This window comes from Amorphoplanes digitatis, from assembly GCF_014205335.1.
GTDB classification, from domain to species: Bacteria; Actinomycetota; Actinomycetes; order Mycobacteriales; family Micromonosporaceae; genus Actinoplanes; species Actinoplanes digitatus.
The window spans coordinates 6,352,206-6,375,998 of sequence record NZ_JACHNH010000001.1; the positions used below are offsets into that span (position 1 = coordinate 6,352,206).

Consider the following 23,793-nt stretch of genomic DNA (forward strand, 5'->3'; position numbering starts at 1 on the left):
ATCACGCCGTCCCGGTCCTCGCCCGTCTGAGGTCAGCGGCGATCTGCGTACCCCACGCGTCGAGGGCATCGAAGTCGCGGAAGTCTCCGTCCGCCACCCGCAGAGCCATGACAACGGCCTTCTCCCCCAAGCCGAGCCTGTGCCGGTCCAGGCGCCCGGCAAAGAGGCGATGACCGCGAGCATGGGTCACCCGGACGATGTCGCCGACCTCGGCCGGATCCTCGTCCGGCTTGGGCGGATCACCGATCGGGCCGACGGAGAACAGCCAAACCAGTCGCGGAGGGTGCGCCGCGATCCGTTCCGCGAGCCTTCGGGCGTCGTCGAGCCACCGGCCCAGGTATACGGCACTACCCAGGACCACGGCGTCGTACGGCGTCGGGTCGCCGACGTCAGCGGCGGGAAGCTCATCCACGACGACGTCGGCGGGCAGCCCGGCGCGCAGCGACCCGGCGATGCGGGTCGCAGCCTCGGCGGTGGAGCCGTGCCTGCTCGCGGCACTGACCAGAATTCTCATGGCTGTCGCTCCAATCTGTGGGCTGTCGTGTTCGGGCCACTGCCTTCGGTCATCGCTGGTCGGACTGCTCGGCGCGATCACGAATGCCGCGCAGCATCCGGTGGCTCATCACGAAGCTGACGACCGTCACCGGCTCCACCACGAAACGCGCCCACCACCGCGTGTACGCGTACCGTTCCCGCACGACCAGCCTGGTCGTGGTCGCCGAGACCGGCGACAGATCGAAGGTCCAGGAGAAGTCGTACGGCGCGGCGGCTCCGGGCCAGACCGCGCCCTGCAGGACCAGCGCGTTTGGTGGCTTGACGACGGCGACGTTCACGGCGAGCTCGGGCGCGAGCCGGACGGCGTCACCGACGTCGAGTCGCTGCCAGTCCGGGTTGACCTGCAGCGCGCTGTGAATGTCGCAGCCGGCAAGGTTCTCCAGACGGTCATAGCTGTAGAAGCCGCCTCGTCCCTGACCGAGCTGGACGATCCAGGGCCACACGTCGTCGACACGGGCGTCGATCGTGATTGCCCGGGTCGCCGCCAGGTCCGGATCAGGAACCAGCTCATCGCCGGGCAGGGGCTCGGTCATCTCGGCATCGGTCGCGCCCCACCGCAACTGCCACCTCCGCAAGACGAAAACCGCCGCGACGACAGCCATCGACGTGATGAGCGATGAAACGCGCGGCGTCCTGGTCACGACGCGATCTTGGACTGCTCGGCGTCCGGTATGACGATCACCGGGCAGGGAGCGTGTTGGATGCAGTGCTGACTGACCGATCCCAGCAACATGCCGGCGAAGGCGCCGTGCCCGCGGCTGCCGACGACCAAGAGCTCCGCACCGGCCGCGGCCTCCAACAGAATCTGAGCGGCCGGCCCGTGAGCGACCTTGATACGTACGTCGACGGGCTGATCCCCCGTCCCGACGACATCCGCCACGGTTTCGGTGAGGACCTTCTCGGTGACGGCGGCGATGCTGTCGCCGGGAGACGGGTACGGGATCGCACCGTAGGAATATTCGTAGGTCGGCGGTTGCCGCCAGGCGGCTACCGCTTCGACAGTCGCGCCGGTCAGCCGGGCCTGGCCCAGCGCCCAGCGCAACGCGGTCCTGGAGCCGTGCGAACTGTCGACGCCCACGACGATGTATCGGCCCTCGGGATATGTCTGATCGGTCATCGCTACCTCCACGTATGTTTGTTCGCATCTCCGGCATCTGTTACCTCGAGTAGAACGCCGCATCCCCGCAAGCGGTCAGTGCCAAACGGCCCATCCTGTACCAGAACCCTCGCGCCCATACCGCGTCTTTTGCGCCGGAAGTCGCGGCGTGAAGCCGATGGCGGGGGCACCTGCGCCGCGTCCCACGGTGCGTCGGTGCCGGCCGAAACGCTCAGCGCAGCCCGCAAGATCTGCTGCTCGGACCACCAACTCAAGTCGCTGCGGACTCGTGAGCGCAGCCCCAAGCGCTGACCGACCTTTGTATCAGTGCTCACGGCACACGCATGGACCTCCATCGCCAGACCATTTCACTCATCTGGCTGGGGGCCCAGTTCAGAGGGATGGCCAGAATGGCTCTCCCCAGCACCGAGCCCGTCGCGCTGTCCGCATGCGAGATCGACCTGGGCGACATACTCGAGGTCCCCGGCCGGCAAGCGCTCGGCACCGATCGATGCCTTCGCTCTTCCGCCGCGGACGATATGCGGCCAGCGCATGGTGAGGTGTTCGACGACGAGGCCCATGAGTTCAGGGGCGAGGTCATGGATGAAGAAGTGGTCGCCGGGCAGCAGTCGCACGCGCGAGCTGGTTGACTGCGCGCGCCATCCCTCCAGTTCTTGTGGCCGTACCGTGCGGTCGTCGATGCCGCCGAAGACGGTGATCGGCACCTTGAGCGGCGGTTCCTCCTGGTACTCATAGGTCTCCAGTACCGCGAAGTCCGCGCGGAGCACCGGGAGGGCCAGCGCCATGAGCTCGTCGTTCTCCAGAACCTCATGGGGTGTCCCGTTGAGTGTGCGCAGTCGCGCCTTCAGTCCGGCATCGGAGGCGTCGTGGCCGCCGACGGGATCACGGCGCCGTAGCGGCGCCGGAGTCGCGGAGATGAACAGGTGACAGGGCGCGGGCCACCCGCGACGACGCAGCAGTCGGGCCAGTTCGAATGCCACCAGTCCGCCCATGCTGTGGCCGAAGAGGGCGCATGGCCGATCGAGGAGAGGTTCGAGCGCGTCCGCCAGTGCATGCACAAGAGGCTGGAGACGGTGGAAGGGTTCCTCGCTCATGCGTGCACCGTGGCCGGGCAGTTCGACGGGGCACACCTCCATGTGGCGCGGGACGAGGCTTTCCCACGTGCGATACGCCGAGGCGATCCCGCCTGCGTACGGAAGGCACACGAGGCGGGTCACCGCGGCCGGGCGTTCCTGGCGTGCCCAGAACCAGGGCTCGGTCATCCTTGCTTCCTCTGGTTGCCGGGGAGGTCTCGTGCGGGAGGCGTTCCCGATTCGCGAAGTCGCCGGCCCAGCTCCTCGATCCGGATATCAGGATCGGCCACCACGGTTCTCAAGAGCTGACTCCATTGGCGGACGAGCCGGTTCACCAGCCGCGGGCCGACCCGATCGACAGCGTGCAGCCAGGTCCCGCGGAGCACTCCAGCGTCTTCGAGCATGATGAGGCTGAGGTCGCCCGTGCCTGGTTCCACGCCTTGTGGCACGTGGACGAAACCCCAGTCGTCGGACAGCGGCTCCAGCCGTACCTCGCCCAGCACCGGCGTCGCCAGGGGGGCGTTGAGCAGGTTGAACCCCAGTCGGATTCGGTCGTGCTCTGCTGCGAATTCCCGTAGCAACGGCTGCAGCGGAGCCTCCTGATGGGCGTACGCCTCGACGGTCTGTTCCCGGACGCGGGCGAGCAGCGCCCGGAAGGTGGGATCTCCGCTGAGGTCCGCGCGCAGGACGAGGGAGTTGGCGAAGAAGCCGATGAGTTCCTCGGCCTCGGGCCGGTCCCGGCCGGCGGTGGGAAAGCCCACGGCAAGGTCCCGGCTCCCGGTGTACGCGGTGAGCAGCGCCCCGAAGGCGGCGAGCAGCGTCATGAAGAGGGTGGCGCCCTCGCGCTGAGCGAGCACCCGCAGCGCGACGGTCAGTTCCGGGGTGAGTGCGAAGGCGTTGCCCGACACCGCTACCGGTTCCTCCTCGGACAGGTGGTCGTCGACCAGGCGTGGCGGAGCGGGAAGCTCGCCGAGCAGGTGCCGCCAGTACCGGAGGTGCCCGTCGAGTGCGCCGCTCTCGACCTCGTGGCGCTGCCATGCCGCGAAGTCCGCGAACTGGATGTCCAGGGGCGGTTGAGCGGGGTCGTGTCCCTCGACGTACGCGTCGTAGGCGATGGCCAGGTCGCGCAGCAGCACGCCGTACGACCAGTTGTCGGTGACAGCGTGATGGATGGACAGCACGAGGATGCGTTCCTCCTCGCCGAGGGTGGCCAGGCGGGCACGGATCAGCGGGCCTTGTGCCAGGTGGAACGGCCGTCGGCTCTCTTCGTCGAGGATCCGGCGGATCGCCGGTAGCGGCTCCGCGAGCCCCTCGAGCCGGGACCGGCTGACGGGCCAGACCCCCTCGGTCTCGATCACCTGCACCAGCCCGGCAGGCCGCGCCACTAGGCGGGTACGCAGTGACTCGTGCCGTCGCACCACGTGAGCGAAGGCTCGCAGCAGGGCATCCTCGTCCAGCGGTCCCCGCAGGCGCGCGGCCGTCACCACGTTGTGGACGGGATTGTCAGGCGCGTCCGGGTAGTCGTTGCAGAGCCACTCCTGGGCGAATGACAGCGGAAGATCTCCACCTCGCGCGACCTTCGGCATGGGTGCGAAACCCGTGGGCGGGGCGCCTCGATCGGCCAGCCGATCGGCCAGCGCGGCGACGGTCGGGTACTCGAAGAGATCCCGAAGCGACACATCGAGTCCGAGCCCTGCTCTCATGCGCGACGTGACCTGGGTGGCGAGCAGTGAGTGGCCTCCGGCGTCGAAGAAGTCGTCGTGGATGCCGATCTGGTCCACGCGCAGGAACTGGCCCCAAAGTTCGGCGAGGGCGCGTTCCAGGTCGTTGCGGGGCGCCTCGTAGGTCGTCTGCGAGTCGGGCCGGAGCAGGTCGGGTTCGGGCAGCGCCTTGCGGTCCACCTTGTCGTTGGGCGTGAGCGGAAGCATGTCGAGGAACACGAACCTCGAGGGGATCATGTACTCGGGCAGCGTCGTGCTGAGCGCGGCACGCAGCTCCGCCTGCAGTTTCCGGGCGCGGCGCGGTGCGGCCGGGTTCACCCAGGCCGACAACGGTCCGGGCGCCGGCGGCGGCTGAGCCGGGGGCCTGGGGGCGATGGGTCGGCCGTCGGGGCCGAGCCGGCGCAGGATGAGGTCGAAGGCGCCGTCCGCGCCGTGCCGTGACCAGTCCAGCTCGGCGAGGTAGCCGGTCTCGCCGGCCAGACAGAAGAGGTCCTCCGGGTCGACCGCGCCGGCCGGATTCCGCTCCGCGAAGGTGCTCACGCGCGCGTTCGGCACGTCGCGGATGGCGAGGACGTCCACGGGCGCCGCGACGAGTTGCCCGCGCAGGGTCGAAAGCGCCAGTCCTTCGGTACGCCAGTCGAGCCAGGCGTGCTCGACGCGATCGGGCGCGGGGCCGCTGGTGAGGATCACGTCGTATCGGAAGCGGGTGAGCTCGTTGGCGTACCGGCCACGCTTGGGAAGAACCCGCACGTCGACGATGCCGGGCAGCCGTGCTTGCAGCGCGAGGAAGAAGCGGGGATCGATGACAAGTTCCTCGTCCTCGGCGACCCTGCGGTGCACCCGCTTGCGGAGGGTTTCCTCGGACAGGTCAGGAGCCGCCCGATACAGCTCGACCGAGGCGTGGAAGGCCTCGAGCAGCGGGAGGCTGCGGACGTCGCCGATCACGACGGCACCGCCGGGCGCGAGCCGGCTCAGCGCTCCGGCGATGACCCGTGCGAGGTATTCCTCGTCGGGGAAGTACTGCACCACCGAGTTGAGAAGGACGATGTCGAAGAGCTGCTCCGGCAATTGTTCGAGCTGATCGGCGGCGCATTCGTGCAGCTGCACGTCGCCGGTGAAGCGGCCGGGGGCACCCGCCGTCTCCCGCAACCGCGTCAGCGCGACAGCGGAGAAGTCGGTGGCCCAATAACGCTCGCAGTGGGGTGCGACCGCGTACAGGATGAGGCCGGTGCCGGCGCCGACGTCTAGCACCGACTGCGGCGCGCGGTCGAGGACCAGTTCGGCGGTCCGGTCCACCCAGTCGTGCATGTCCTCGGCGGAGAGGGGCTCGCCGGTGTAGCTGTCGTTCCAGCCGCTGATGTCGAAGGTGGGGTCGACGCCGGGACCGGGCTCGTCGTAGGCGGTGTCCCAGATGTTGCGCCATTGGTCCAGATCGTCGGCGTACGCGTCGGGCTCGGCGCGGAACGGATCGGCCACCACGTACGCCACCAGGCGCTGGTCGCCGGGTGCGTCCTCGCGGACCATCACGACGGATTGGCGTACGGCCGGCTGCCGGGCCAGAGCCGCCTCGATCTCGCCCAGTTCGATGCGGAATCCGCGTAGCTTCACCTGATGGTCGATCCGGCCGAGGAACTCGAGGGTGCCGTCGCCGCGGCGGCGGACCAGGTCACCGGTGCGGTACAGCCGGCCACCCAAGCCGATGGGGAACGGATGGGGCACGAAACGCTCCGCGGTGAGTTCGGGCCGGCCGAGGTAGCCGCGTGCCAGTCCGGCACCACCGATGTGGAGTTCTCCGGGTACGCCTGGCGGGACGAGCGCACCGCGGGCGTCGAGCACGTGGAGTTCGGTGTTGGCGATGGGCTCGCCCAGGGAGATCGGCCCGGTGCCGACCCGGGAGATGGCCGACCAGATGGTGGTCTCGGTGGGGCCGTACATGTTCCACAGCTCCGCGCCGGTGCGGGTCAGCCGGCGTCCCAGGTCTGCGGGAAGGGCTTCGCCGCCGCAGAGCATGCGGAATGCGGGCGGTGGCGTCCACCCGGCGTCGAGCAGGATTCGCCAGGTGGCGGGGGTGGCCTGCAGGAGCGTCGCCCCGGACCTGGACAACGCCTCGCGGAGCTGGTCTCCGTCGGCGGCCACGTCGCGGCTCACCAGGACGACCCGGGCGCCGGTGGTGAGCGGCAGGAGCAGTTCCAGCACGGAGATGTCGAAGCTGAGGGTGGTCACCGCGAGGAGAGCGTCGTCGGCGGTGATACCCGGCCGCTCCTGCATCGAGCGCAGGAAGTTGGCCAGGGCGCGGTGAGGGACTTGTACGCCCTTGGGTTCGCCGGTCGAGCCGGAGGTGTAGATGACGTAGGCGAGATCGTCGCCGGTTGTCTTGACGTCCGGTGGTGTCGCGTCCTCGGTGTCCAGTTCGGCGGCGGCCTCGTCGAGGCACACGATCCGCGCGGACGGCTCGGGCAGCCCGGCGACGAGGCTGCGCTGGGTCAGCAGGATCTTCAGTCCCGAGTCCTCGAGCATGAAGGCGAGCCGCTCGCGCGGGTAGCCGGGGTCGAGCGGCACGTAGGCACCGCCGGCCTTGAGCGTGCCGAGAACGGCCACCACCATCTCCGGGGTGCGTTCGGTGCAGATCCCCACCAGGTCCCCGTGCCCCATACCCAGCCTGCGCAGGTGATGTGCGAGCTGGTTGGCGCGGCGGTCGAGGTCGGCGTAGGTCAGTGTTCGATCGCCGCTGCGCAGTGCCTCTGCCCCGGGGGTCGCGTGCGCCCGCGCCTCGACGCCGCGGTGCGCCCAGGCGAGGTCGGGCCAGGCGCGGTGGGTGTCGTTGGGTTCCCGCGCCAGCTGCTGCCGGGCCGGTTCGCCGAGCAGGCTGAGTTCGGAGAGCCGGCGGTCGGGGTCTTCGGCGATCTGCTCGGCCAGCCGGCGCAGCGCCGCGGAGAGTGCCTCGATCGTGGCTCTGTCGAAGAGGTCGGCGTTGTACTCGAACCAGCCGCTCAGAGAGTCGGGGCGGTCGAAGACCTGCAGTTCCAGGTCGAAGCGGGCGGTGGCGCTCTCGAGCGTCATCGGGGTGACCCGCAGGCCGTCGAGGTCGAGGTCGGGCATGGCGATGTTCTGGAAGACGAATGACACCTGGAACAGCGGTGACCGGGACAGGTCGCGCTTGGGGTGCAGCTCCTCGACCAGCCTTTCGAAGGGCAGGTCCTGGTGGGCGTAGGCGCCGAGGGACGCCGTGCGTACCCGTACCAGGAGCTCGCGGAAGGTGGGGTCACCGCTGAGATCCACCCGCAGCGCCAGCGTGTTGACGAAGAAGCCGATCAGGCGCTCGGTCTCGGGCCGGGTCCGGTTGGCGATGGGCGCGCCGATCACGAGGTCGTCCTGGCCGGAATAGCGCCACAGCAGGACGGTGAACGCGGCCAGCAGCGTCATGAAGGGCGTCGCGCCCTCGCGGCGGCTCAACGCGCGCAGGTCCTCCATGAGGGTGCCGGGAAGTTCGAAGGCCGTCGAGCCACCCCGTGAGGTCTGCACGGGCGGGCGTGGACGGTCGGTGGGCAGGTCGAGGACCGGTGGGGCATCGTTGAGGACCTCCTTCCAGTAGGTGAGGTCGTCGGCCAGACCGGGCCCCTGCAGCCGGTCGCGCTGCCAGGCGGCGTAGTCGGTGTACTGGACGGGGAGCTCGGGAAGCGGTGCGGGGGCGCCGGCGAGCAGCGCCGGGTAGAGGGCCGTCAGCTCCTGGACCGCCACCGCCATCGACCACAGGTCGGCGACGATGTGATGCATGGTGAGCACCAGGACGTGCTCCTCGGGCGCCAGGTGGAGGAACCTCACCCGCATGAGCTGACCGTCGCCCAGCGCGAAGGGCCGCTGGGCCTGCTCGCGCGCCAGCCGCTGGACCTCCCGCTCGCGGTCGTCGCCGGACAGGTGGGTGCAGTCGACCACCGCGAAGTCGGCCCGCCCGGTCTCGGCCACCCGTTGCACGGGCCGTCCGCCGACCTCGGCGAAGGTGGTGCGCAGCGCAGCGTGGCGCCGCACGATCTCGTCGCAGCTGCGCCGCCACACGCCGAGGTCAAGCGGCCCGTGGATGCGTACCGCCGTGGGGACGTTGTAGGCGGCGCTGCCGGGAACCAGTTGTTCCAGGAACCAGAGCCGCTGCTGCGAGAAGGACAGCGGGAACTCGCGCACGCGCGGCGGTCGCAGCAGCCGCTCGGTCAGGAGCCTGCGTTTCTCGTTCGCCGAGAGGCCGTTCAGGTCGATGGTGCTCATGCGCCCGTTCCCCCTTCCGCCGCCTCAGCGGCGAGAAGGTCCCGCAGCATGGCGTCTACCTGATCGTCCGAGAGCCCGTCCACATCCGGGGCCTCGCCCGGCTCGTCCGGGGCCAGCCGCGCGATGGGGGCGGGCGCCTGCGCCGGCTCTCCCGCGCCGGCCAGCAGCCGGGCGGTGTTGGCCACGGTGGGCAGGTCGAAGAAGTCGCGCAGGGCCAGGTCCACGCCGAAGTGCCCGCGCAGCCTGGTGCCGAGCTGGACCGCGGCGAGTGAGTGGCCGCCGAGGGCGAAGAAGTCGTCGTGCAGACCGATCCGTTCGACGCCGAGCGTGTCCTGCCAGATACCGGCGATGGCCTGCTCGGCCTCGGTTACCGGCGCCTCGTAGGGGGTGTCCAGCTCCGGGCGCGGGTGTACTGCGGTGGGGGCTGGTGTGTGCTCAAGCTCGGCGGCCAGCCGGGCCGGATCGATCGCGGCGGCCAGGCGTTGGGCCGTGGCGAGGTCCTGGGTGGAGACGACGAGCTGCGCCATCAATGGACGTGCCGCAAGGATTCGCCCGAACAGTTCGGTTCCCTGTGCCACGCTCATGCCCGTGGCCAGCGCGTGGAGCGCGGCCAGCCCGCCGGTCTCCGCGGTCGGTGCCTCAGCCGGTTCCGCCGCAGCGCTCTCCATCTGATCGCGCATCGCCTCGGGTTCGTGGATGCGCTTCATCATGAATTCACCGAGCTGCACCAGCAGCTTGCCCTGGTCGTCGTAGACGTCGGCGTCGCAGACAAGGGTCTCGCCGGAGGAGTCGCCGTCCTGCTTGATGCGGATGTGGCAGGACATGCGGCGGGTGAGGCCGTGGATGACACGCAGGCTCCCGTACCAGAAGGGCAGGTAGTAGCCCTCGGCGGCGTGCACGCGGGACGCTCCGCCCACCACGTCCAGCAGCGCCGGGTGCAGCAGGTATGTGTCGAGGTCCGCGGCGTACTGTTCCGGCAGCTCGAGGGTGGCGATCATGCCTCGCGGGCCGACGTGGATCCGGGTGAGGCAGCGCCAGCGGCCCTGGACCGCGAAACGGATGATCCCGTCCCCGGCGGCGAAGTCGAGGCGCAGCCGGCGCCGCAGCTGCTCCTCCCCCTCGATCACTTCCCCGGCTCCGCACGCCTCGAGAAGCTCGGTAACCTCACGACGCGAACGCTCCACAGGCTCGCGGAGCAGCACGGAACCAGTGGCATGCTCCTGCCAGCCCGCGGCCGGCCCCGGTGCCCGGCTCTGGATCCGGAAGCTCAGGTTGCCGTCCTTGCGTTCCAGGGTCGTATACAGGTCGCGGGTCTGCCCGTCGGGCACGATCACCGGCAGGGTGAAGAGCACGTCGCGGAACTCGATCTCGTTGCCCGCGGCCTCCGGCGCCACCGCGGCCCGGACCATCTCCAGGTAGGTGGTGCCGGGGACCAGGCCGTGTCCCAGCATCCGGTGCTCGTCGACGATCCAGCTGTCTGAGGTGCGCAGGGTGGTGCGGAAGACCTCGGCGGCCTCGGTCTTCTGCAGCCGGCGTTGCAACAGGGGGTGGCCGAAGTCCTCGCCGTCGCCCGGCAGCGCGGGCAGAGCCGTCGACATGCCGGTATCCCGCCAGGTGTCCCAGGCCACGGCCGTCACCGGTGCGGAGCCGTCCGTGGCCTTCGAGGCGGCGAAGGCGTCCAGGAAGGCGTTGGCGGCACTGTAGTCGGCCTGGCCGGGACCGCCCAGGATCGCGGTCCGTGACGAGAACAGGACGAAGAAGTCGAGCGGGTCCCGGGCGCACACCGCGTCGAGCACCAGCGTGCCGCGCGTCTTGGCGGCGAGGACAGCGTCGGCGGCGGCTCGCGAGGTGCCGGCCAGGAGTCCCTGTGCGGGGACCCCGGCGGCATGCACGACGCCGGCGAGCGCGCCGAAGCGCGCCCGCAACTCGTCGACCACGCGGCTGGTCTCCTCGAGGTCGGTGACATCGGCGCAGAGCACGACCGGGCGAGCGCCCAGGCCCTGGAGCGCTCGAAGCCGCTGGATCCGGACGCTGGTCGCATCGTCGGTGTCGTGGGTGGCGAGCCACTGCTCCCAGGCCTCCTCCGCCGGGAAGGCACTACGCCCGAGCAGCCCGATCACCGGTGTACGCACGGAGCGCGCCAGGTGCTCGGCGATCGCGAGGCCGATCCCACCCATCCCACCGGTGATGAGGTAGACGCCTTCGTCGCGGAGTCGCCCGCCGCCGGGCTCGGCCGGGTCCAGATGAACGGTGTCATAGGTTCGTGCCCACCAGTGGTGACCACGCCAGGCCAGGACCGGATCGGCCACCGAGGACCGCAGCCCTTCCAGGAACGGACCGAGCGGCGTGTCAGGTGTCGCGCTGGTCAGGTCGAGGACGCGGCAGGCGACACCAGGGATCTCCTGCGGAATCACCGTGCACGGCCCGAGCACGGTGGCGTTCTCCGGCTGCAGTTGCTCCTCCCCCGTCACGCTGAAGACGCCACGGGTGAGCACGTCGAGCGCGGTCGGCGGGTGTCCCGGACGCTCCGAGAGCGCCTGGGCAAGTGCCAGGAGGCTGTAGAAGCCACCGGTCTGCGCCTGCTCCAGCCGGGCGGGGTCGAGCGCAGGACCGGGCTCATTGGCGAGGCTCCACAGATGCAGGACCCGTTCCGGCTGGACCTCGTCTGCGTCGAGTGCCGCGAACAGGCTCTGGTAGTCCTCCCGGTTCGCCGGATCGACGGTGAAGACGCGCTCGCCTTCCCGGGCGAATCCCGCACCCGCGGATACCCGTACGACAGCGCTGCCGGCTGCTTGCAGGCACTGCGACAGCGCATGGCCGAACGGCTGGTCGGCCCCGAGCACCAGCCAGGGTCCCGCCGGTGTTGAGGGCTGGACCGCAGACGGCGTCAGGCGGCGCCAGCTCGGGCAGTAGGTCCAGTCAACGGGATCGGCAGCGGAGGCGCCGGCCGGTCCGGGCTCCACCCAGTAACGCTGACGCTGGAAGCGGTAGGACGGCAGGCGCACCCTGGCCCGGTGCCCGACCGCGTGGTGTGCCTCCCAGTTGACGTCCGCGCCGGCGGCCCACATCGCGCCGAGCCCGTTGAGGAGCACCTGCCGGTCGGCGAGCTGCTCGCGGGGCTGGTGGAGGGTGCCGGCGGCGACATGCTCCGGCGTCCAGGAGTGATGCTGGCGCGCGAAGGTGGACAGTGTCTGGCCGGGGCCGACCTCGAGCAGAAGAAGGTCGGGGTCGGCGAGTAGCGTCGACAGGTCGTCGGCGAAGCGGACAGCGGACCGCAGGTGCGCGGCCCAGTACTCGGGGTCGGTGGCCTGCTCGTCCGAGATCCAGGTCCCGCTCACGTTGGAGGTGAACGGGGTCTGCGGTGCGTGCAGCCGGATCTTGCGTACCTCCGCCGTGAAGGGCTCTACCGCGCCCTCCACGAGGGCCGAGTGGAATGCGTGCGAGGTGTGCAGACGCCGGTGGCCGATACCGTCCGCGGCGAGGCGTTGCTCCAGTTCGTCCACGGCCCCGGCCGGGCCGGAGACGACGCAGAGCGACGTCGAGTTGACGGCGGCCAGGCAGAGCCGCTCATCGAGGAGTGCTTTCGTCTCGGCCTCGGGCCGGAAAACGGCCAGCATCGCCCCTCCGGGTGTCGCCTGCATCAGCCGGCCGCGCGCCGCCACCAGGGCGGTGGCGTCTTCCAGGCTGAACACCCCCGCGAGGCAGGCGGCCACGTACTCACCGATGCTGTGACCGGCCATGGCGTGCGGCACAACGCCCCAGGCCATCAAGGTGCGGGCCAGGGCGTACTCCACAGCGAAGAGGGCGGGCTGGGCGAGCGCGGTCTGATCGAGGTCCGCCCCTTGCCCGGAGAACAGGGCCGCGCGCAGGTCCTCGCCGAGGTGCGGGGCGAACAGGTCCAGGCAGCGGTCCAGCTCGACGCGGAAGACCGGCTCGTCGGCGTAGAGCCCGCGCGTCATGCCGCCGTACTGCGTGCCCTGGCCGGGGAACAGGAAGGCGACCTTCGCGGCTCGCTCCGCGGTGACTGCCACGCCGTCGCGCGCAGCCTGCCGGAGCCGGATAACGGCGTCGGCGCGGTCCACGCAGGCCACCGCCCGGCGCTGCTCGAACGTCCGCCGCCGTGAGCCGAGGGTGTAGGCGACATCTGCGAGCTCCTGCTCCGGGTGCTGCTCGAGGTGCTCCGCCAGCCGTTCCGCCGCCTGTGCCAGGGCCGGTGCGGTCCGTGCGGACAGGGGCAGGAGCTGCCACGGGCGGCTCGGCTCGCCGCTGTCGGGCACAGGCCCTTCCTCCAGCACCACGTGGGCATTGGTCCCGCCGATGCCGAACGAGCTCACCCCGGCGCGGCGCGGCCGGCTGTCGCGGGCCCAGGGACGATGGGTGGTGTTCACGAAGAAGGGACTGGATTCCAGCGCGAGTTCCGGGTTGGGCGACTCGAAGTGCAGACTCGGCGGGATGGCCTCGTATTTGAGCGCGAGGGTGGCCTTGATGAGGGAGGTGGCACCGGCGGCGGCGTCGAGGTGGCCCAGGTTGCTCTTCACCGAGCCGATGGCGCAGAAGCCCCGCGACTCGGTGCCCTCGCGGTAGGCGCGGGTGAGGGCGGCGATCTCGATGGGGTCGCCGAGTGCTGTGCCGGTGCCGTGTGTCTCCACATAGCCCACCGACTCCGGCGAGACTCCCGCCATCCCCAGTGCCTCGGCGATGACCTCGGCCTGGCCCTCGACGCTGGGGGCGGTGTAGCCGACCTTGAGGGCGCCGTCGTTGTTGACGGCCGAGCCCCGGATCACCGCGTCGATGATGTCGCCTTGCTCGCGTGCGTCGGCGAGTCGGCGCAGCACCACCAGAGCCACGCCGTTGCCGATGACGGTGCCTTTGGCGGCGGCGTCGAACGGGCGGCAGTGGCCGTCCGGGGAGAGGATGCCGCCCTGCTGGTACAGGTAGCCGTTGCGAAGGGGAACGTTGATGGAGATCCCGCCGGCGAGGACGATGTCGCTCTCCCCGGACAGCAGGCTCTGACAGGCGAGGTGAACCGCTACCAGCGAGGTGGAGCAGGCGGTCTGCACGGTGATGCTCGGGCCACGCAGGCCGAGCTTGTAGGAGGCGCGGGTGGCGAGGAAGTCCTTGTCGTTGGCGAGCTGGGTCTGGTACGGCCCGAGGGCCTCGACCAGGTTCCGGTTCGACAGCAGGTTGAAGAGCAGGTAGGTGTTGAGGCTCGCGCCGGCGAAGACCCCGATCCGCCCCGGGAAGGCACGCGGGTCGTGTCCCGCCGACTCGAGGGCCTCCCAGGCGCATTCCAGGAAGACACGGTGCTGGGGATCCATGAGCTCGGCCTCGCGAGGACTCAGACCGAAGAAGGCAGCGTCGAAGGTGTCTGCGCCCTCCAGGACGCCCTTGGCACGGACATAGCCCGGCTGGGTGAGAAGTGTGGCGCTGACGCCGGCTTCGTGAAGTTCCTCCTGTGTGAAGGAGGAGATGCTCTCCTCACCGGCGGCAAGGTTGGCCCAGAGTGCCTCGACGTCGGCCGCCTGCGGGAAGCGTCCTGCCATGCCGATGATGGCCACCTGTGACGGGTCGTTGGTCGCATCGCTCATGGCGCACTCTCCTGGGATTCGGTGCGGTAGCGGGCGCGGCGGGCGGCCGCCTGACGGCGTTCCGTCAGCGCCTCACGCCGGCTGTTCACCCGTTCGCGGGCGTTGACTATCGGGTCCACCGCGGCGCCGGAGGCGCCGGCGAGGTGCTCGGCGAGCGAGCGCACGGTCGGGAACTGGAACAGCTCGACGAGCGTGAGAGGTCGCTGGAGTTGCGTTCGCAGCGCGTGACGCAGCTCGGCCACCAGCAGGGAGTGGCCGCCCAGCTCGAAGAAGTTGTCGTTCACCCCCACCTGGTCGATGCCCAGCAGCCGGGTCCAGACCTCGGCGATGGTCCGCTCGACCCGGTCCTGGGGTGCCTCGTACGGCGTGGCCAGCTCTGTTCGGGACACCTCCGGCTCGGGCAGGGCGGCGCGGTCCACCTTTCCGTTGGGCGTGAGCGGGAAGCCGGGCAAGGTGACGAAGACGGCGGGCACCATGTAGTCGGGCAGCAGCGCTTTGAGGTACGTGACGAGCTCACCTGGCGTGGGCGGGTCGTCACCGGACAGGTAAGCCACGAGGCGGGTGTCGCCGGCGTGTCGGCGAGCGATGACGATGGCTTCGCGAACTCCGGGGTGGCCGCCCAGGACCTGTTCGATCTCGCCGAGCTCGATGCGGAAACCCCGGAGCTTCACCTGATGGTCGAGGCGGCCCAGGTACTCGATGGCCCCGTCGTCGCGGTATCGTGCCAGGTCGCCGGTCCGGTAGACGCGGGCGCCGGGTACCGGGTCGAACGGGTGGGCAACGAACCGCTCCGCGGTGAGGTCCGGGCGGTTGAGGTACCCGCGGGCCAGGTTGCGGCCACCGATGCAGAGCTCACCGGTCACGCCGGCCGGGACCGGCCGCAACAGCCGGTCGAGCACGTACATCTGCGTGTTGGCGATGGCATGGCCGATGGGTACCGGCCGGGGGTCGCCGTCGCGGCGGCAGGCCCAGGCGGTGACGTCGACGGCCGCCTCGGTCGGGCCGTACAGGTTATGCAGCTCCGCCGCCGAGCGGGCGAAGAAGTCCTCCTGCAGTTCGCGGGAGAGTGCCTCGCCGCTGCAGATCACCCGGCGCAGGCCGCGGCAGTCCTCGACGTCGTCCTCCAGCAGGAGCACGCGCAACATCGAAGGCACGAAGTGCACCGTGGTGATCGCCTCGCGCTGGATGGTGTCCAGCAGGTAGCGGCCGTCCTTGTGGCCCTCGGGGCGCGCCATCACCAGGCAGGCTCCGGTCATGAGCGGCCAGAAGAACTCCCACACCGACACGTCGAAGGAGAAGGGTGTCTTCTGCAGCACGCGGTCGGACGGATCGAGCCCGTAGGTGTCCTGCATCCACAACAGCCGGTTCCGGATGCCCGCATGGACGTTCATGACGCCCTTCGGGCGCCCGGTCGAGCCAGAGGTGTAGATGACGTAGGCGAGGTCCTCGCCGCCGACCTCGACCGCGGGCGGCTCCCCCGGCTCGCGCCCGAGTTCGCCGGCCAGCTCCTCCACGCAGAGCACGACCGCCCGGACGCCGGCCAGCTGCCCCAGCATGCTGTGCTGCGTCAACAGCACCGGCACCCGGGCGTCCTCGCACATGAACTCCAGACGCGAGCGCGGATAGCCGGGCTCGAGGGGCAGGTACGCGCCCCCGGCCTTGAGCGTGGCGAGCAGCGACACCACCATCTCGATCGAGCGCTGCATGCATACGCCCACCACGACGTCGCGGCCCACACCGAGCCGGCGGAGACGGTGGGCGAGCTGGTTGGCACGGCGGTCCAGCTCTGCGTAGGTGAGCTGCTCGCCCTCGAAGCGCAGCGCCTCAGCATCCGGCGTCGCACGGGCCCGCGCCTCGAACAGCTGGTGGATGAAGCCGGCTCCGGGCCATTCACGACGGCCGCCGTCGCCGAGCGCCAGGACGTCGCGGTGCTCGGTCTCGTCGAGCAGCGGGAGGCTGCCGATGGACTGGCCGGGCTGGGCGGCCGCACCGGCGAGCACCCGCTGGAGATACCGCACGATCCGGTGAGCGGTGTCCTCGTCGAAGAGGTCGAGGCTGTACTCCAGGCGCCCCCGGACGGTGTCACCCTCCTCGGTCAGAAGCAGCTCGAGGTCGAACTTGGCCGTACCGGCGTCGACCGGCAACGCCTCGACGGTCAGACCCCCGGCGCTCCAGGCTGGGAACGGAACGTTCTGAAGACCGAAACCAACCTGGAACACGGGCGTACGCGACAGACTGCGCTCCGGTTTGAGCGCCTCGACCAGCCGCTCGAAGGGCACGTCCTGGCGCTCGTACGCGTCGAGGCACACCTGGCGCACCCGCCGTAGCAGTTCAAGGAAGCTCGGGTCGCCGGACAGGTCGGTGCGCAGGACCAGCGTGTTGACGAACAGCCCGATCAGGGGCTCGATCTCGGGTAGCCGCCGGTTGGCCACCTGCGTACCGATGACCATGTCCTCGGCGCCGCTGAGGCGTGAGAGCAGGACCTGGAAGGCTCCGGCGAGGACCATGAAGAGCGTGGCGCCCTCCCTGCGGCCCAGCAGCCGCAGCTCCCGCAGGACGGGTGCCGCGATGTCCAGCTCCAGCACGGCGCCGCGGTAGCTCTTCTCCGGCGGGCGGGTGGCCGCCAGCGACAGGCTGAGCTCGGCGGGCGCGCCGCGCAGCTGCCGTACCCAGTGCTCCAGGTCGGCTCCGCCCGCCGCGTGGCCGAGCGTGTCCTGCTGCCAGAGGGCGAAGTCCGGGTATTGGACGGGAAGGGCGGGCAGGGGGCTCTCCTGGTCCGCGGCGAACGCGGTGTAAAGGGTCAGTACCTCGTGGAGCAGAACGCCAAGGGACCACTGGTCGGAGACGATGTGGTGCATGGCGAGCAGGACCACGGCCTCGTCTCGGAGATCCTGAGCACCTCGAAGCGCAGCAGCGGACCGTCGGCGAGCTGGAAGGGGTCGGTGAACAAGCGCTCGGCCCTGGCGTGGATCTCCGCGTCGATCTCTTCTGCCGGTGTGCCGGTGAGGTCGTGCACCTCCAGCGCTGCGGGGACCTCCGGGCGCACCACGAGCCGGGGGTGTCCGTCGGCTTCGGGAAAGACCGCGCGCAGCGCCTCGTGGCGCCGTATCACCTCGTCGCAGGCCCGCCGGAACACCGCGGTGTCGAGGTGCCCGCGCACCCGCAGGCGCGCGGGCAGGAGGTAGGCCCGGTTGCCCGGTGACAGCTGCTCCAGGAACCACAGCCGCTGCTGGGCAAAGGCGAGCGGAACCGCGAGGCGGGGATCGGGGCGGCGCGGCACGGTCACGGGGCGAGGGGCGGCGGCGATCTGCGCGCCTCGCTCGCGCAGCCGGCCTGCCAGCGCGGCGACGGTCGGGTGTTCGAAGAGCTCCCGCAGCGGCAGCTCAAGTCCCAGGACCGTCCGCAGCCGGGTGGCGACCTGGGTGGCGAGCAGTGAGTGGCCGCCCAGCAGGAAGAAGTCGTCGTCGACGCCCACCTTCTCGGCCTCGAGCAGCTGGCCGAAGATGTCGGCGACCGCGCGCTCCAGAGGATCTCGGGGGGCCTGGTAGGGCGTTTGCATGCCGGTGCGGCCGAACTCCGGCTCCGGTAACGCCGCACGGTCGATCTTCCCGTTCGGTGTGAGCGGAAATGCGGTCAGGCACACGAACGCCGACGGCACCATGTACTCGGGGAGGCGTGCCCGGAGAAGTGCCAGGAGTTGCGCGGTCGGCGGTGCCTCATCGCAGGCGAGGTAGGCGACGAGGCGGGTATCCCCGGCGTGTTCGCGAGTGGTGACCACAGCCGCGTGCACCGCGGGGTGGGCGGCGAGGGCCAGTTCGATCTCGCCGAGCTCGATCCGGAAGCCACGCACTTTCACCTGCTGGTCGATGCGGCCGAGAAACTCGAGGCTCCCGTCGCCGCGCCGGCGCACGAGGTCGCCGGTGCGGTAGAGCCGTTCGGCCGGACCGGTCAGGGCCGGGTGCGCGACGAAACGCTCGGCGGTGAGGTCGGGCCGGCCGAGGTAGCCGCGCGCGAGCCCGGCACCGCCGATGTGGAGTTCGCCCGAGACCCCGGCCGGGACCGGTTGCCCGCGCCGGTCGAGCACGTGCAGCTCGGTGTTGGCGACGGGGTCGCCGAGGGAGACCGGTCCGGGGCCGACCCGGGACACCGCCGACCAGACGGTGGTCTCGGTGGGGCCGTACATGTTCCACAGCTCCGAGCCCCGGGGCAGGAGCTGGTCGGCGAGGCCGCGCGGCAGTGCTTCGCCGCCGCACAGCATCCGCAGGCCCCGGTTGCCTGCCCAGCCCGACGCGACCAGCATCCGCCAGGTCGAGGGTGTGGCCTGCATGAGCGTGGCCCCGGCGCGGTCCAGGGCCTCGGCCAGCGCATGGCCGTCGGCAGTCACCTCCCGGGGGACCATCACCAGGCGGGCACCCGCGACCAGGGGCAGGAGCAGTTCGAGGACGGAGATGTCGAAGGACAGGCTGGTGACGGCCAGCAGGACATCGTCGCGGGCGATGCCGGGGCGTTCCTGCATGGAGTGCAGGAAGTTGGTCAGGGCGCGGTGCGGGATCTGTACGCCCTTGGGCTTGCCGGTCGAACCCGAGGTGTAGATGACGTATGCGAGGTCGTCGTCGTCGACTTCCCCGTCGGGCGCGGATGCCGGCTCGTGGGCGAGCTCCTCGGCCAGGTCGTCGAGGCACAGCACGGTGGCGGCACCGGCCGGGACGTCCCCGCGCACGCGGCGCTGGGTGAGTACCACCGACGTACGCGAGTCCTCGAGCATGAACGCGAGCCGTGCCCGTGGATAGGCCGGGTCGAGGGGCAGGTACGCGCCGCCGGCCTTGTGCACGGCCAGCAGCGCGACGACCAGGTCGAGCGAGCGCTCCAGGCACAGGCCCACCAGCACGTCCTTGCCCACCCCGAGCCTACGGAGCCGATGGGCGAGCTGATTGGCCCGCCTGTCCAGCTCCGCATAGCCGAGACGCTGTTGCTCGAAGCTGAGCGCCTCGACCGCGGGCGTCTCGAGTGCCTGTCGCGCGATCCGCAGGTGGGCGGCATCACGTGTGGGCCAGGTGCGCCGGGTGCTCCCGCTGCGGACCGGTTCGTCGGCCCCGAGGAGCGGGAGCGCTCCGATGGGCAGGCTCGGATCGGCCGCCGCCGCCTGCGCCAGACGGCGCAGATGACCGGCCATCCGCGCGATGGTCGCCTCGTCGAAGAGGTCGCTGTTGTACTCGAAGAGGCCGCTCAGGCCCTCGCCGTCGTCGACCAGTTGCAGCTCCAGATCGAACCGCGCCGCGACGCTGCGGATGGTGACCCGCGAGAACTCGAGACCGGCCACCTGCAGGGTGGGCAGGGGCTGGGTCTGGTGGGCGAAGCTGACCTGGACGACGGGCGGTCGGCTGAGGTCACGCGGCGGCTTCAGCTCCTCCACGAGCTTCTCGAAGGCCACCTCCTGATGGGCGTACGCGCCGACGCAGGTGTCACGCACGCGCTCCAGCAGCTCGGCGAAGGACGGGTCGCCCGAGAGGTCCGTACGAATGGGCAGGGTGTTGGCGAAGAACCCGATGAGTCCTTCGAGCTCGGCCCGGCCACGGTTGGCCACGGGAATGCCGACGACCACGTCGTCCTGCCCGGTGTGGCGATACAGGAGCACCTGGAACAGGGCCAACAGGACCATGAACGGCGTGGCGTCGTGAGCCCGGCCGGCGGCGGCCAGGTCACCCACCAGCATGGCCGGAAGGTCGAAGTGCCAGGACGCACCGTGGAACGACTGTGCCGGCGGGCGCGGATGGTCCAGCGCCAGTTCCAGCACCGGCGGGGCCCCGGCGAGACGCCTTGTCCAGTAGTGGAGGTCCTCCGCCGACTCCTCCAGCTGGGCGACCTGCCCGTACTGGATCTCGAGGGGCGGCAGCGGAGAGGGGCGGCCCTCGGCGAAGGCCGCGTAGAGCGCGGCGAACTCCGCGAAGAGCACGCTCACCGACCAGCCGTCCGAGACGATGTGGTGCAGGACGATCACCAGGATGTGTTCGTCGTCCGCCGTGCGCAGCAGCCTCAGCCGCAGCAGCGGTCCGGCCGCGATGTCGAACGGTGCCGAGATCTCGGCGACGATCCGCGCGGAGCGGGCGGTCTCGAGCTCCGGTGCGGGCAGACCCCGGAGATCCTCCTCTGACATCTCCACGACGGCGCGCGGCGCCACCACTTGGACCGTGACTCCGTCGCGTTCCTCGAAGGTCGTCCGCAGCGATTCGTGGCGGTGGACCAGCTCGGCGACGACGCCGCGGAGCAGCGTGTGGTCGAGGGCGCCGCGCATGCGCACGGCGGCGGGCACGACATAGGCAGTGGTGCCGGGTGTCAGCCTTTCCAGGAACCACAGCCGCCGCTGCATGGAGGACATGGGGTACGTCTTCACGCGGTCCTGAACCGCGAGCCGCGTCGCGAGAGACAGCCGCTGTTCGGGTGTGAGTTCAGCCAGTCGCTGTCCCAGGCTCGGCATCAGCGTCCCTCACTGAGCAGCGCCCGGGCCTCGTCCTCGGGCAGCCGTTCCAGGTCGGCGAGGAGCGCGGCCGTCTCGTCGTCGGCCTGCGGCGGGGCGGCAGGGCCGGTTTCCTCGCCGGCGGCGAGGCGCTCCAGGATCTGCTCCGTCACCCGCCTGACCGACGCGCCCTGAAGGAGCGTGGCGATGGGCAGGGTGACCCCGAGCTGGGTCCGGATCTGGTTTCTGAGACCCATTGCCATGAGCGAGTCCAGGCCCAGCTCGAGGAACGGCTGGTCGAGTCCCACCTCGACGGCGGCGGCTCCGGTACGCCGGCGGGGGCCGCTGCCCAAGGTGAGTGCCGCCCCCACACCGCGCGCGAGTTGGCCGGCGAGGACATCGAAACGCCCTTCGGGCACTGCCAGCAGCGTCTCGCGGGTGAGAAGGGGTTCCAGCGCTTCCTGCGGTCCGGTCCTGTCGCGGGACACGACCGCGGCGCTGGCGGCGCTCGGCAGGTCGTACCAGTGGCGGGACCGCACGTACGGCGAGTGGGGTACCTGTACCCGCGTACGCACGTAGCTGCTGTCGAACCCGGCCCAGTCGACTTCCACGCCGTGGTCGTACAACCCGGCAAGGGCGTGGAGGATGCTGCGCCAGTCGTCCTGTCCCGCGCGGAGGCTGGACGCGTACCGCAGGTCACCGCCGGAGTCGGCCTCTTCGACGAGGCCGCGCCGGGTCTCATCCGGGCCGATCTCGAGGAAGTTGACAAGCCCGAGGTCGCGCAGGGCCGAGATGCCGTCGGCGAAGCGGGCGGGCCGGCGTGCCTGCCGGATCCAGTGCTCGGCGTCGGGGACCGCGTCCCACGGCAGCAGCGTCCCGCTCATGCTCGACACGAACGGAATCCGCGGTGGCACCTGGGTGATCTCAGTGGCGGCTCGGCGCAATGACTCGAGGCCGGCCGTGTCCCACGCGCTTTCAGCGGCCGCGGCACGCGCCGTGGTGAGTCGCAGTGCGCCCTCGAGGCTCAACACCCCGGCGGTGCAGGCGGCGACGATCTCTCCCGGGCCATCGCCGAGTACGGCAGCGGGCTCCACACCCCATGAGCGCCACAGTTCGACGAGCGCGTACTCGACCGCGAAGAGTGCGGGCTGTGCCAGCGCGGGACGGCGGAGGTGCTTCGCGTCCGGGTCCGCGGGGAAGAGAATCGAGAGCAGGGGAACCTCCAGCTCCGGCCGGAGCAGGTCGTCGCAATGTTCCAGTGCCTCTCGGAAGGCCGGTGCTGCCTCGTACAGGTCGCGCGCTGTACCCGGGTTCAGGGCGCCTTCGCCGTCGTCACCGGTGAAGAGGAACGCCACCTCCGGTCTGCGGTTCTCCACGGGTAGGGCTGAGCTCTTCAGCGCGCGGGCAAGGGCCAGGTCCAGCTCCTGCGGCGAGCCGCCGACCACCGCGAGCCGGTGTGCGAAGTGGACCCTGCCGGTGTTGGCGGAATAGCAGTGGTCCGCCGCCGGTGCTGTCGCTCCGTGCCCGAGCCGCTCGCGGTGGCCGGCGATGAGGGTGCGCAGGCCGGCGTCGCTGCGGGCGGACAGGGCGAGGACGGACAGCGGGCGGCGGGTGTCCTCGCCCACGGATGGCCGGGCCGGGCCCTCCTCGACGATGAGGTGGACGTTGGTCCCGCTGAGGCCGAAACTGCTCACGCCGGCGACGCGGCGGCCGTCGCGCGGAGCCCACTGGGTCAGCCGGGTCGGGACGGTGAACGGCGGACGCTCGAGGTCGGCATTCGGGTTGAGCCGCTCGAAGTGCAGGTGCGGGGGGATCGCACGGTGGCGTAGCGCCAGGATCACCTTGATGAGCCCCGCGACTCCGGCGGCCGCCTCGAGGTGGCCGAAGTTGGTCTTCACCGAGCCCAGGTGCCATTCCGAGCCCGGTGCCGCCGGGTAGGCCTCGGCCAGCGCCTCCATCTCGATCGGATCGCCGAGGGTGGTCGCGGTGCCGTGCGCCTCGACGTAGGAGACCAGGCCGGCCTCGACGCCGCTCGCCCCTAGCGCGCTGTGCAGCAGTTCGCGCTGGGACAGCACATTGGGCGCGGTGAGACCGGTGCTGCGGCCGTCCTGGTTGACGGCCCCACCGCGGATGACGGCCAGGACGTCGTCGCCGCCGGCGAGGGCATCGGAGAGGCGCTTGAGGACCACCATCCCGCATCCCTCGCCGCGGACGAACCCGTTCGCGGCGGCGTCGAAGGTCCGGCACCGCCCGTCCGGCGACATCATTCCGAACTGCGAGAAGCCGACGGTGGCGAGCGGCGAGAGGATGACGTTGACGCCGCCGGCCAGGGCCAGATCGCACTCACCGGACCGCAGACTCTGGCAGGCGAGATGGACCGAGACCAGCGAGGAGGAGCAGGCGGTGTCGACCGACACCGCCGGGCCGCGCAGGTCGAGCAGGTAGGCCAGGCGGCCCGACACGATGCTGTGTGCGTTCCCGGTCACCGCGTAGGGCGTGACGTCGTCGGGATCGGTGAACCGCTGGATGCCGTAGTCGCTGCCGATCACACCGACGAACACGCCGGTCCGGCTTCCGGCCATCCGGGCGTAGCCGGCGTGCTCGAGTGCCTCCCAGGCGACCTCCAGTACCAGGCGCTGATTGGGGTCCATCGCCTCGGCCTCGCGGGGTGAGATGCCGAAGAACGCCGCGTCGAACTGGTCCATGTCGTCGAGGAACCCGCCCCACCGCGTGGTCATCTTCCCCGGCCGGCCGGCTCCGGCCTCGTAGAACGCGTCGACGTCCCAGCGGTCGGGCGGAACCTCCCGGATGGCGTCGACACCGCCTTCGAGCAGTTTCCAGTACGAGTCGGCGTCCACCACCCCGCCCGGGAAGCGGCAGCCGACGCCGACCACGGCGATGGGTTCGAAGCGACCCCGGCGGGCCTCCTCCAGCTCACGCTGAAGACGATCGATGGCCGCGAGTGCGCGTTTGAGCGTCGAGGAGAGCGTCCCGGTCGTGTCTGGCTGGCTCATCTCAAGCCCTTTCG

8 protein-coding genes and 3 pseudogenes are annotated in these 23,793 nt (G+C 70.6%); all 11 read right to left on the reverse strand.

Annotated elements, in window-relative coordinates; translation table 11 throughout:
- Position 1: 1 nt before the first annotated feature.
- Complete coding sequence (locus BJ971_RS27745) at positions 2-514, reverse strand: flavodoxin domain-containing protein (RefSeq protein ID WP_184996135.1); 513 nt, start codon at positions 512-514, stop codon at positions 2-4.
- A 49-nt stretch (positions 515-563) separates the two neighbouring features.
- Entirely contained in the window at positions 564-1,088 is a 525-nt protein-coding gene (locus tag BJ971_RS27750) for an SRPBCC family protein (protein ID WP_203709276.1), read from the reverse strand.
- Between the two features lie 104 nt (positions 1,089-1,192).
- Positions 1,193-1,672, reverse strand: a complete 480-nt coding sequence (locus BJ971_RS27755; protein WP_184996137.1) for a universal stress protein — start codon at positions 1,670-1,672, stop codon at positions 1,193-1,195.
- A 347-nt stretch (positions 1,673-2,019) separates the two neighbouring features.
- On the reverse strand, positions 2,020-2,934 hold the full coding sequence (locus BJ971_RS27760) for a thioesterase II family protein (RefSeq protein WP_184996138.1): 915 nt from the start codon (positions 2,932-2,934) through the stop codon (positions 2,020-2,022).
- Positions 2,931-5,774 (reverse strand): condensation domain-containing protein, encoded by a 2,844-nt coding sequence (locus BJ971_RS42685; protein WP_438839540.1) that lies wholly within the window; start codon positions 5,772-5,774, stop codon positions 2,931-2,933. Before BJ971_RS42685 ends, BJ971_RS27760 begins: the two co-directional genes overlap by 4 nt.
- A gap of 165 nt (positions 5,775-5,939) precedes the next feature.
- Positions 5,940-7,331, reverse strand: a pseudogene (locus tag BJ971_RS42690) (non-ribosomal peptide synthetase); the annotation flags it as partial.
- A pseudogene (locus tag BJ971_RS42695) lies at positions 7,314-8,723 on the reverse strand (condensation domain-containing protein); the annotation flags it as partial. The pseudogenes BJ971_RS42695 and BJ971_RS42690, both read right to left, overlap by 18 nt.
- Positions 8,720-14,311, reverse strand: a complete 5,592-nt coding sequence (locus BJ971_RS27770) for a type I polyketide synthase (protein WP_184996140.1) — start codon at positions 14,309-14,311, stop codon at positions 8,720-8,722. The pseudogene BJ971_RS42695 and the gene BJ971_RS27770, both read right to left, overlap by 4 nt.
- A complete protein-coding gene (locus tag BJ971_RS27775) occupies positions 14,308-16,311 on the reverse strand; it encodes a non-ribosomal peptide synthetase (RefSeq protein WP_369076837.1) in 2,004 nt (667 codons plus the stop codon). Before BJ971_RS27775 ends, BJ971_RS27770 begins: the two co-directional genes overlap by 4 nt.
- Positions 16,294-20,786: pseudogene (locus tag BJ971_RS27780) on the reverse strand (amino acid adenylation domain-containing protein); the annotation flags it as partial. The pseudogene BJ971_RS27780 and the gene BJ971_RS27775, both read right to left, overlap by 18 nt.
- On the reverse strand, positions 20,786-23,779 hold the full coding sequence (locus tag BJ971_RS27785; protein ID WP_184996143.1) for a type I polyketide synthase: 2,994 nt from the start codon (positions 23,777-23,779) through the stop codon (positions 20,786-20,788). The pseudogene BJ971_RS27780 and the gene BJ971_RS27785, both read right to left, overlap by 1 nt.
- Positions 23,780-23,793 lie beyond the last annotated feature (14 nt).